This window comes from Serratia sp. MF1(2023) (assembly GCF_030954545.1).
Classification (GTDB): Bacteria; Pseudomonadota; Gammaproteobacteria; order Enterobacterales; family Enterobacteriaceae; genus Serratia; species Serratia sarumanii.
The window spans coordinates 23,498-35,079 of the sequence record NZ_JAVHUX010000041.1; the positions used below are offsets into that span (position 1 = coordinate 23,498).

Consider the following 11,582-nt stretch of genomic DNA (forward strand, 5'->3'; position numbering starts at 1 on the left):
CCCCCGGTTTTCACCGGGGGCATTGCGTAGGGGAGGCGCGTTATTTGCCGCTGAACACGCCGGCTTTGGCGTCCGCCTGCTGAGTCGAAGCATGGCCGCTGACGAACGGCACGTTGCCGTCGACGCTTTGTTTCGCCGCGCCGCCTAACAGCCCGCCTACCGTGGCCGCCGCATCGACGCGGCCGCCGCCCTGATAGCGTTGGCCGCTGACGTCCTGCTGGCTGACCTTGCTGCCGCCCAGTTCCACCTTGCCCTGCCGGCTGCGGATCTCGCCGCCGGTCAGTTGGGTTTGGCCGCCGACCTGCAGCGCCACGCCGTGCTTACCGGTAATCGCCGACTGCTCGCCGACCGCGTTGTTGTTCACCACGTCGGCATTGACCTTGAGCTGCCCCTGGCGACCGGCCGGCCCGGTGATGCTGTCTTTCACCGCGCCGCCGACGGTGCGTGCACCGCGATCCCACAGCGGGCCCTGCGGCTTCTCGCCGGCCGGCGTTGCCGGCAGCGTCACTTTGCCGTCGGCCTTGCTGAAACTGACCGCGCCGGTGGTGTCCTGCTGCGGATCGAGGCGACGCGCCACGCTGTTGTACTTGTCGGTGGTGGCGTCGGCCACTTTGTTCACCCCGGCGTCCAGTTTCTCTTTCACTTTCCCTGCGTAGCGCGGCGTGCCCACCTTCGACAGCTTGGAGGTGATGCTGCTGCCCGGATCGTTGCTGTGGCTCAGCCCGGCATCCACCTCCACCTTCACGCCTTTCTCGACGTCCTTGCGGCTTTCAACGCGCAGATCGCCGCCCACCTTGCCCTGTACGCTGTCGGCATCGACGCGCGCCCCGGCGAGGCGGGTATCCTTGCCGCTGTTGAGCGCCACGTCGCCCGCGGTGATGCCGGTGTTGGCGTGGGTGGTTTTATCCTGCTGTTCCACGCCGACCTTCAGACCGGCGCCCAGCGTATGGGTGTCTTTGCCGGTGTTCGGATCGACCTTGCCGTTGGCGTCCTTGTTGAACGTTTGGCCGCCTTTGGCGTTGGCTTTGATGCCCAGGCTCCAGTTGTCCTTGTGCTGCTCGTTCTTGGCGGACTCCAGCAGGATGCCGCCGTTTTTCGCCTCGAGCGCGGCGCTGCCGCCGCTGACCCTGGCGCCCTGCAGATGCAGCGCGTTATCGCCTTTGCCGTTGGCGGACAGGGTGACCTTGCCGTCTGAGGCGATAGTGGCGCCCTGGCGTTCGGTCGCGGACTCATTCACCTTGGCGATGTCGAAGGCGCCGCCGGCGGAGAGGCTGCCGCCGGTTTTTTCCTTGCTGTCGCTGCTGCCGGCGCCCAGATCGATATTGCCGGACAGTTGGCTTTCCTTACGCGTTTGGGTCGATTCCGCCGCCTGCAGCGCAACCTTGTTGCTCGCGCTCAGGGTGACGTCGCCCTGGCTCTTGACGTTGGTGCCCTGCAGCGTCAGATCGCGGCCCGCCTTCAGCTCCACGCCCTGTTGGCCGCTGACGTTGCCGACCTGCGCGGTGCTGCTGTTGCTTTCGCCGTTGTTGGTGCCGCCGCCGAAGCCGGCGCCGAAGTTTTTGCTGTCGGCGGTGAAACCGCCCTTGGCGGAGGCTTTGACGTTGAAACCGCTGTGGTTTTCGCTCTGCTTATCGCTGGCCTGATCAAAGCGGATATCGCCGCCGGCGTTGACGGCGGTTTTACCGCTGCCGCCGTTCAGCGCGGTGCCCTGATAGACCGCATCTTGTTTCACGTTGACGTTGATGCCGTTGGACGCGTCGATCGTGCCGGTCACCGCCTGGCTGGCGTTGCTGCTGCTGCGCTGGGTGCCGCCTTCGCCCTTGGCGTCTACGGTCAGATCGCTGCCGGTGGAGGTGTAGACGCGCACGCCGGCGCTGCCGCGGGTATCGCGTTTCTGCTCTTCCTGGCGGTTCGTCGCGGCTTCGCTGCGGTGGCTGTCCGCCGTCAGCGTGACCGCGCCTTTGCTCGCCTGATACTGCGTGCCCTGATCGCGCACTTCGCCTTTGGCGTTGATGTCGATGCTGCCGGCTTTCACCGAGCTGACCACCGCCTGCGAGCTGCTGCTGCGTTTTTCGCTGCTGCCGCCCTGCGCGCCGATATCCAGGCCGACGTTAGGCGCGCCGATGCCGCCGATGTCGTTGATGACGCCGGTGGCGTCCAGCTTGGCCGCCTTGCCGACCGCGCGCTCGACCGGGCGGGTCACGGCGCTGTAATCGACGTTGGCGCCGATGTTCACGCCGACGTCGGTTTTGGTGGTGGTGCTGCTGGCGGTGTCGGCGGCGGCCAAATGATCGACGCCCGCGGCGTTCTCTTTGTAGGCGCCGCCGACGCTGTGCTGCGCGCCTTGCTGGGTCAGCTTGTCACGGGCGTTGACAGTCAGGTTGCCTTTGACGTCGCTGCCGGAGGTGACCGCCTTGCTGCTCTGCGCCTGCGTTTTGCTGTTCTCGTAGCCGGCTTCCACGCCGCTGCCGAGCTTGTCGATGCCGCCGGTGTAATAGAAACCACCGCCGATCTTGGTCTGCTCGGTGTTCGAGGTGGTTTTATCGTCGGCCGCCAGGAACGAAACCTTGTTGCCGCTGACGCTGGCGTCGCCTTTGTCGGCGACCAGTTTGGAGCCGCTGAAGGTCACGTCCTTCTCCGCCTCGAGCTTCACGCTGCCGCCGCTGAGGGTGGCGCCGTGGTTCTCGGTGCGGGTGGTTTTCTCGCTGTCGCGGGTGTGTTCGATGCGCAAACCGGCGCGGTATTGCTTGTCGCCGGCTTCTTTGGCGTAGCCGTTGACGGTAAGCGCGGTCTTCTGCTCATCGATTTTTTGCTGCTGTTCGGCGGCCTTGACGTTGATGTTGCCGGTCTGCGACGTCACGCTCAGCTCGCCGCCGCTGGTGACCTGACTGCCGATCACGTCGGTATCCTTACGGCTGACCAGCTTCAGGTTGGTGTCAGACTTCAACTCGCTGGCGGTGCTGTTCTGGTAGCGGTTGTCGGCCTTGTGCGAACTGCTGGTGATGTTGAAGGCGGTGCCGGTGCGCGCATCGATTTTGTCTACGGTGGTGCTCAGCGCGTTGTCGATGCGCAGGCCGCCCTGGGTGGCGGTGACCAGGCCGCCTTCCTTGCCGCGCGCCTTGCTGCCGGTGATGGTGACGCCCTGCTGGCCGTTCAGGCGCAGGGTGCCGTCGCTGGTCAGCTCGGAGGCGTGGCTGATCTCGCGGCGGTTGCTGTTGTTTTTGTTGTCGCCGCCGCCGATGCCGCCCCAGGAGGTTTTGTCATCGCGTACCGCTTTGGCGTTGGCGGTTTTCTGCACCCCGACCTGGATCTGGCTGTCTGCGTCGATCGTCAGATCGCGCTGGGCGTGGACCTTGGCGCCCTGGGTAGTGACATTGCGGCCGGCTTTCAAGGTCAGTTCGCCCTGGCTACGCAGTTCGCTGGCCTTCAGGCTCTCGCTTTCGTCGCTGCTGCTCCAACTGCCGGTGCGCAGGCTGGAGGTGTGGTTGCGCTGATAGCCGCGCTCGGTGGACTTATCCTTCTCCACCAGCCCGGCGAGGTGCACGTCGCGCGCCGCTTTGACGCTCAGCGCCCGATCGGCGCTGACGTTGGCGCCCAACAGGTTCACGTCTTCCCGGGTACTGACGAGTGTGGCGTTGCCGCCGGCGGCGACGGTGCTGCCCGCCTGCTGCTGCTGCTCGCGCTCACGGGTGACGTCGTATTGCCAGGAGTAGAACCAGCGGTCGTCGGTGTGGCCCTGGGTCTGTTTCAACTGCTGGCCGTCGAGCGTCAGCTTGCCGCCCTGCAGCGTGATGTCTTCGCCGCGAATATCGGTGGCGGTGAGGTGCGCGTGGTTATCCGCCACCAGGCTGATGTTCTTGCCTTTCAGCTCGGTGCGGGTCAGCTTCTGGCTGCTGCTGCGGTCGTTGACGTAGATGCCGCCGCGGTAGTTCTGGTAGTTGTCGCCGCCGTTGCGGTTGCTGCTGGCGTCGTCAACGCGGCTTTCGCTGCGAATATCGTAGGCTTTTACCTTGAGCTCGTCGCCGGCGGCCAGCGTGCCGGCCAGCTTCACGCCGCTGCCCTGCGCGGTGTTGATGATGTTGATGCGCCCGGCCTGCATGCTGCCGAGGTAGTAGCTGTCCAGCGCCGTGGTCGGCTGTACGCTGGCCAGCACCTTGCCGTCGCGCGCCACCCGGTTATGGCCGCTGATGGCGTTGATCGCCGCCGGCGTCACGCTGCCGTTGCGATGGGTGAAGTCTTGCACGATCACGTCGCCGCGGCTGTCTATCTTCGGCGCGATCAGATCCAGCACGCCGCCGGCGTTCAGGACGCCGTTGAGGCTCAGGGTATTGCGGTTGTCCAGGGTGCTGTAGCCCTGCAGCAGGCCGTTCTCCACCAGCGGGTTGCCGACCACCAGCGAGGAGCGGCTGGTGTTGATGAACCCGCAGCCCTGGCAGCTGATGCCGTTCGGGTTGGCCAGCACGTAGTCGGCCGCCATGCCGAAGATCTCTTGCTGGCCGTGCAGCAGCGACGGGTTGCGGCCGATCACTTCATTGAGGATCACGTTGGCTTCGCGCCCGCCCAGATTGGGGTTGGCGCCCAGTTGGCCGGCCAGCTGCGACAGCCCCGCTTCGCGAGAGTTGTTCAGCACGGCGCCGGGCTGGTTGACGTTAAAGTCCTGGTATTGGTTGTGCGACAGCCCGTTGCCGTTCGGCGTGACGATGTCGACCACCTGCGCGCCGGTCGCGGCGGTGGAAACGCCGGGGCCGTTGGCGCCGTTGGCCGCCACGATCTCCGCGGCGTAGGCGCCGGCGGAAGCGGCGAGAATAATCGCCAGCGCGGCGGCCAGTTTGCCCGCTGCTGAAAGCCTGAAGTTATTATTTTTCATCCATGTTTCTCCGTATATTGCCGTGGGGTCCTGCAAAACTGCTGATTAAAAGGTGTAAGAAAAGCGCGCCAGTACCTGAACGGGATCTTCCGGCGTGGCGTGATTCGACAAGATCCAGCCGCGGCTGACCTCGAGATCGACCAGCGCCTGCCGATAGCGCAACGTGGCGCCGCTGCTCAGGCCGGCGCTGCTGCGCCACCCCGAGCTGTCCTGGCGCGGCAAAATGCGGCCGACGTCGGCGCCGAGGCGCGGCGTCAGCGTGGTGGCACCCAGATTGAAGCTGCGCGACAGCGTGTTCTGCAGATACCAGCCGTTGTCGCCTGACTGGGTGCTGCGGCTGAAGCCGCGCACGGCGCTGCGATCGGTAAGGCTCAGCCACTCCACGCCGGGCAGCGGGTCGCGGCTGTACTGGCCGTAGAACAGGTTGTTGAGCTGATAGGTGGCGTCACCCAGGTGAAGGCGCTGGCTGAGGTTGGCGAACAGCTTGCCTTTGGTGAACTGGCTGTCGAGGTGCACCGAGCTTGGGTGGCGACCGGCCCCCAGCCACGGCAGGCCCTGTTCGACGCTGAGGTTGGCGCTGAACACCCCGTTGGGCAGAATTTGCAGGTGGCTGGCGCTCAGTTCGGCCAGGGTCAGGGTGGGGCTGCTGACCTCGAGGCGCACGCTTTCGAAGTAGTTGTCGATGCGCTTGTAGGTCAACTGACCGCTCAGGCTGTCTATCTGATCGCGATCGCGGTAAAACACGTAGTCGCTGCGCAGCCCGTACTGCTGGGTCTGGCCGTGCAGTTTGACCAGGTTGTGCGGCAGCTGCTGGTGGTTCTCGTAGGACGAGAAGCTGGCGAACCCGCTGAAGGTGAACGCGCCGTACGGCAGCGAATAGAGCAGGGTATAGGCGCGGTTATAGCGATGAGCCGGGTTTTCCAGCGTGCTGTTGGCGTTCAGGCTGACAAAGTCCGACAGGCCGAACGGGCTGTCCAGCGTGGCGGTGGCGCGCGCCAGCCACTGGCCGGTGCTTTTTTGGCCGTAATTATCCGTGCCGACGGTCATCAGCCAGGGCTTGGCATGCTGATTGCGCAAACGAATGACCGAACCGCCAACCTGGCGGCCGGGCAATATATCCAGCTTGGTGGTATTCGATTGCAAACGGTTGGCCTGATCCAATCCCTGGTCGAGCTCGGTTAATTTCAACGGCTTGCCTTCCAGCCCTGGAAATAATAAACGGCTGTTGACCCAGCGATCGCCGCCTTCTATTTTCTCGATAAATCCTTCGGTGACGCTTAATCCCAATTCTCCCTGTGAATTAGGGCGAACAATTTGCACGCGCGCGGTGATATAGCCTTTTTGCACATAAAGGCGCGTTAATTCACGGGTCAGGCGATTGATATCGTTGCTGCTGATGCAGTTTTCCGGCAGCGCGCTCAGGGCGGATAAATCGGCCGGCGAGAGCAGGGTGACGCCCTGCAGATAAACGCCGGCGATCGGCAGGCACTGCGCGGACTGCGGCAGGGCGGGCGCGGCCGGTTCCGGCTCCGCCAGCAAGCGTTGCTGTTTCAGCTGCTGGTAGCGGCGTTGCTCAATCAACTGGTTGACTTCACGCGTGCTGTCTTGCAGCGCGCGGCGCGACTCCCCCATCGACATATCCCGCATCATGTGGGCGTCCGGCAGGGTTTCGGCGGAAAGGGCCGTGCTGACCAACAGCGTCAAAGCGGTGATTTTTTTTATCATTGTAATCCATTATGAGAGGCCGCCGGGGCAGCCAGCCCAATCCATGAGGTTAACCACGGGCGGCCGACGGCCGGCCCGAAATAATGAGCGACATGCACATTGCGAGGTATCTTGATTTGCCGCGGCAAATAAGACGGTGGGTATATATCTAAATAATAATTAGGCTGCTTCTTTTATGGCGGGCAACCCTGGTGACTTAATTAATTAAAAAAAGTAGAACGTCTCTTCCTCTTGCCAACATTATCGGCATGGCTAGGAAGAATCTGAATTTTTATTTTTCACGGATGATAGGGGATGAGGGGAATTATGACAATCCGACCAGTGGGAAATACGAAATTTCTCAGGAAAGAAAAGGGACGCAATTGTTTGCGTCCCTACAGGCGGTTTATTTTTTCTTGATGGGGCGGCCGGACCAATAGCCCGCCAGCAGCGAACCGGAAAGGTTGTGCCAGACCGAGAACAGCGCACCCGGCAGCGCGGCCAGCGGCGAGAAGTAGATTTTGCCCAGCGTGGCCGCCAGCCCGGAGTTCTGCATGCCGACTTCGATCGCCAGCGTGCGGCAGGTGGATTCGTCGAAGCCGAACAGCTTGCCGCCCCAATAGCCGCTCAACAGACCGATGCCGTTGTGCAGGATCACCGCGACGATCACCACCAGACCGACCGAGGCGATATGGCTTTGGCTGCCCGCCACCACCGCGCTGATGATCGCCAGGATGCACACCATCGACAGCGCCGCCAGCAGCGGCTCGATGCGTTTCACCGTTTTGGTCAGGGTATGGTGGACGATCAGGCCCAGGCCGATCGGGATCACCACGATCTGCAGAATGCTCAGCAGCATGCCCATGATATCGACGCTGATTTCGGCGTCGACGTACAAACGGGTCAGCAGCGGCGTGGCGAACACGCCCACCAGCGTCGAGACCGCCGAGATGGTCACCGACAGCGCCACGTCGCCCTTGGCCAGGTAGATCATCACGTTGGAGGCGGTGCCGCTGGCCACGCTGCCCACCAGCACCATGCCGGCGGACAGATCCGGCGGCATGCGGAACAGCATCGCCAGGATCCAGGCCGCCAGCGGCATGATCAGATAGTGCAGGAAGATGCCGGCCGCCACCGGGCCGGGGCGCGCCAGCACGCGTTTGAAGTCGTCCAGCCGCAGCGTAACGCCCATGGCGAACATGATCAGCATCAGCAGCGGGCTGACGTAGGGGCCGATGCCGGTAAAGGTGGTCGGCGTGTAATAGGCGGCGACGGACAGCAGTATCGCCCACAGGGGGAATAAACGCGTGAGTAATGCCAACATGCAGGTTTTCCTTAGCCAGATTGAGAACGGTGGGTGTGGTTGTGTTTTTTGCGGGTTCAACATGCTGAACCCCTGCCGGTTTTGAACGGATTTTTTAGACGCAGGGGCGCAGCGTGCTGCGCCCGCAATCGGGGATAATGACTTATTCGAACAGGTTGTGATGCAGGGTGCGCACCACCTGTTCGGCTTCTTCGCCCGGTACCAGGAAGCACAGGTTATAGCTGCTGGCGCCGTAGCAGATCAGGCGGATATTGAACGGATCGAGCACGCCGAACACCTCTTTGCCTACGCCGCAGGCGCGCGACAGCTGGTTGCCGATGATCGCCACCAGCGCCAGGTTTTCTTCCACTTCCACCCGGCACAGCGACGACAGCTCGGTCAGCAGCGAGGTGGTCAGCAGGCTGCCGCCAACGGAGGTGGCGCCGGTGGTGTCCATGGTCAGCGCAATGCTGACCTCCGAGGTGGTGATCAGATCGACGGAGACGTTGTGGCGCGCCAGAATGTTGAACACCTCCGCCAGGAAGCCGCGCGCGTGCAGCATGTTCAGGCTGTGCAGCGTCAGCAGCGTTTGCTTGCGACGCAGCGCCAGCGCGCGGAACAGCGGCGGATTCTCGGTGGTGTTGCACACCAGCGTGCCGCCGGCCGCCGGATCCTTGCTGGAGCCGACGAACACCGGAATGTCGCTGCGCACCGCCGGCAACAGGGTGGCCGGATGCAGCACCTTGGCGCCGAAGGTGGCCATTTCCGCCGCCTCTTCGAAACCGATTTTGTCGATGCGCTTGGCCGCCGGCACCACGCGCGGATCGGTGGTGTAGATGCCCGGCACGTCGGTCCAGATATCTACCCGGCCAACGCCGAGCGCCTCGCCGAGCAGCGCGGCGGTATAGTCGCTGCCGCCGCGGCCGAGCGTGGTGGTGCGGCCTTTCGGCTCGCTGCCGATAAAGCCCTGGGTGACCACCAGCGCTTCCTGCAGGCGCGGTTGCAACTGCGCCCGGGCCAGTTCGCTGAGCGCGGCGCTGTCCGGCACGGCGCGGCCGAAGTGATCGTCGGTGCGCATCACTTTGCGCACGTCGAACCATTCGGCCTGCACGTTGCGGGCGCGCAGGATTTCAACGAACAGCAGGGTGGACATCAGCTCCCCATGGCTGACCAGTTCGTCGGTCAACGCCGTCGAGGTGGCCAGCGACGCGGCTTCCGACAGCATGGCGATGTTTTCCAGCAGGCGGTCGATCTCTTCGCGGATCACCGCCGGCGCCGTGAGGCGATCGAGGATGGCGTACTGGATGCGGCGGATCTCATCAAGCCGGTAGTTGCGCTTGTCGGCCTCGCAACCCTCGGCCAGGGCGACCAACAGGTTGGTGACGCCCGCCGAGGCGGACAACACCACCAGGCGGACCTGCGGGTTGGCCAGCACGACGTCGGCGCTGCGGTTCATGGCTTCAAAGTCGGCGACGCTGGTGCCGCCGAATTTGGCTACCACGGTGGAATTCTGGGGTGCTGCTTGGTTCATCTAGAAACCTCGTGTCAGGGATGCCCGTTTGGGGGCACTGTAATTCCATAGCCTTGGCACAAGGGGAGAGCGGTAAACAGGGGGCAGGCGTAGAGGTCAGGCTACGATACACCCAGAAGCGCCCCACCTTGTCGATCGCCCTGCGGGCGATCCCCTGGTGACAACCCAGGGGATTCAGCCCCTGTAGTCGATAGGATAATGGCCGGCCATTACCCTACCTCGGCGTCGCTCCCCCTCGGGTGCCGTCAACGGAGAAACGGCTCCTCTGACACTCTACCTGGGCGACGCGCCTCTTCTGGCTTGCGCACCGGGTGCGCAAGTAGGCTGTTAGGAATAGCCGGTTATCGCCATTCTGTCAACGTACAGACGGTGAGGGATTTTCATCTTGCACCAGCGCGATAAGCGTACAGGGCATTGCGGGCGTGGAACCGGCGCCAATCGGTTGCAGAGAACCGTCTTCCTTTTGGCTGAATAACGGAATAACGCCCTGATGTTTCTCCAAATACTCCAGCCAACCGAAATTTTCGTTCAATTTGGTCGCTTTGATGGTGGCTCCCCTGGCGAGCAGGCTGCTCAGGCGGCCGTAGGTGGCTTCCTGATTAAATAAAATTTCATGCCGGCGGAAACGCGAGCTTTCCGCGCTGGCGCCGCGCCCTTTCAGCGGCGCTCCCGAACGGATGGCAAACACGTGATCCTCGCCGAAGAGATGACCGAAGTGGTAGATCGCCAGCGCGTTCTGGTGGCGATTGGGCGACAGCGCCAGCACCTGGGCGATATTGCTCAGATCGAGATAGTTCTCGGCGTGTTCGGAGTAGGCGTGGCCATAGTAGGCCGGGATGCCTTCCATGCGCGCCTGGCGGTAGTATTCCCAGCTGCTGTCGGTGACGATCACCGGCACGTTCAGCTTGATCAGCGCCTGCGCCAGCATGCGCGCCACGCTGTTGGCGCCGACGATCAGCACGCCGCGCGGCTTTTGCTGCTGCACCCGCAGCCAGCGCGCCATCATCCCGCTGGTCAGGCTTTGCAGCACCACGGTGCCGATGATGATGGCGAACACCACGGTCACCAGCCGGTCGGCGCCCTGGTAGCCGCTGCGCTGCAGCGTCAGCGCGAACAGCGAGCTGACCGCCGCGGCGACGATGCCGCGCGGGGCGATCCAGCACAGCAACAGCCGATCGCGCCAGTGCAGGGAAGAGCGCCAGGTCGACACCGCGATGCACAGCGGCCGGGCGATGAACTGCACCACCAGCAGCAGCAGGAGCAGCGGCCAACCCATGTTCCACAGCGCCTGGATATCGAGCCGCGCCGCCAGAATGATGAACAGCGCCGAGATCAGGATCGCCGACAGCTCCTCTTTGAACGCCAGAATATCGCTGGTGTCCACGTCGCGCATGTTGGCCAGCCAGATGCCCATCACCGTGACGGTCAGCAGGCCGGATTCGTCAGCGATGGCGTTGGAAACACCGAAGGCGGTCAGCATGATCGCCAGCACCGCCAGGTTCTGCAGGTAGCGCGGCAGCCAGACGCGGCGCAGCGCCAGGCCGAGCAGGTAGCCGAACAGCGCGCCGGCGATCAGGCCGACGGCGGCGGTCATGCCCAGCGTCCAAAACAGATGGGTATAGGACTCCGCATTCTGTTTCAGCACGATGAATTCGAACACCAGCAGGGTGAAGATGGCGCCGACCGGATCGATGACGATCCCTTCCCAGCGCAGCACCTGGTTAATGTTGGCGTTCGGCCGCACCACGCGCATCAGCGGGGCGATCACCGTCGGCCCGGTCACCACCGTCACCGCGCCGATCAGCGCCGCCAGCTCCGGCGGGAAATCCAGCAGCCACCAGCTGGCGAGGCTGATGACCAGAAAGGTGACCAGCATGCCGACGGTGACCAGATTGCGCACCACGCCGCCGAGGCCGCGTATCTCCTCGAAACGCAGCGTCAGCGCCCCTTCGAACAGGATGATCGCCACTGACAGCGACACCAGCGGAAACAGCAGATCGCCGAACAGCAGATCCGGCTGCACCAGATGCACCGTCGGGCCGAGCACGATGCCGAACAGCAACAGCGGCAAAATGGCCGGCAGGCGCAGCAGCCAGGCCAGCCACTGCGCCAGCAGCGACGCCAGGCCGATAAGCACCAACATGAGCGGGGCAGATAATTCCATAAACGAGATCCCT

At 63.6% G+C, this 11,582-nt stretch carries 5 protein-coding genes and 1 riboswitch; all 5 genes read right to left on the reverse strand.

What is annotated here, in order from left to right:
* Positions 1 to 40: 40 nt before the first annotated feature.
* The gene (locus REA38_RS19640) at positions 41 to 4,867 is read right to left on the reverse strand and encodes a hemagglutinin repeat-containing protein (protein WP_308886484.1); all 4,827 of its coding nucleotides are present in this window, start codon (positions 4,865 to 4,867) and stop codon (positions 41 to 43) included.
* A gap of 45 nt (positions 4,868 to 4,912) precedes the next feature.
* On the reverse strand, positions 4,913 to 6,592 hold the full coding sequence (locus REA38_RS19645) for a ShlB/FhaC/HecB family hemolysin secretion/activation protein (RefSeq protein WP_033654724.1): 1,680 nt from the start codon (positions 6,590 to 6,592) through the stop codon (positions 4,913 to 4,915).
* 385 nt (positions 6,593 to 6,977) lie between these two features.
* Complete coding sequence (panS, locus tag REA38_RS19650) at positions 6,978 to 7,895, reverse strand: ketopantoate/pantoate/pantothenate transporter PanS (protein ID WP_308886486.1); 918 nt, start codon at positions 7,893 to 7,895, stop codon at positions 6,978 to 6,980.
* Positions 7,896 to 8,037: 142 nt separating this feature from the next.
* Entirely contained in the window at positions 8,038 to 9,405 is a 1,368-nt protein-coding gene (gene lysC, locus REA38_RS19655) for a lysine-sensitive aspartokinase 3 (protein WP_033649702.1), read from the reverse strand.
* A 108-nt stretch (positions 9,406 to 9,513) separates the two neighbouring features.
* A riboswitch (Lysine riboswitch) is annotated at positions 9,514 to 9,708 on the reverse strand.
* 52 nt (positions 9,709 to 9,760) lie between these two features.
* Entirely contained in the window at positions 9,761 to 11,569 is a 1,809-nt protein-coding gene (locus REA38_RS19660; protein ID WP_039569678.1) for a sodium:proton antiporter, read from the reverse strand.
* Between the last annotated feature and the right edge of the window lie 13 nt (positions 11,570 to 11,582).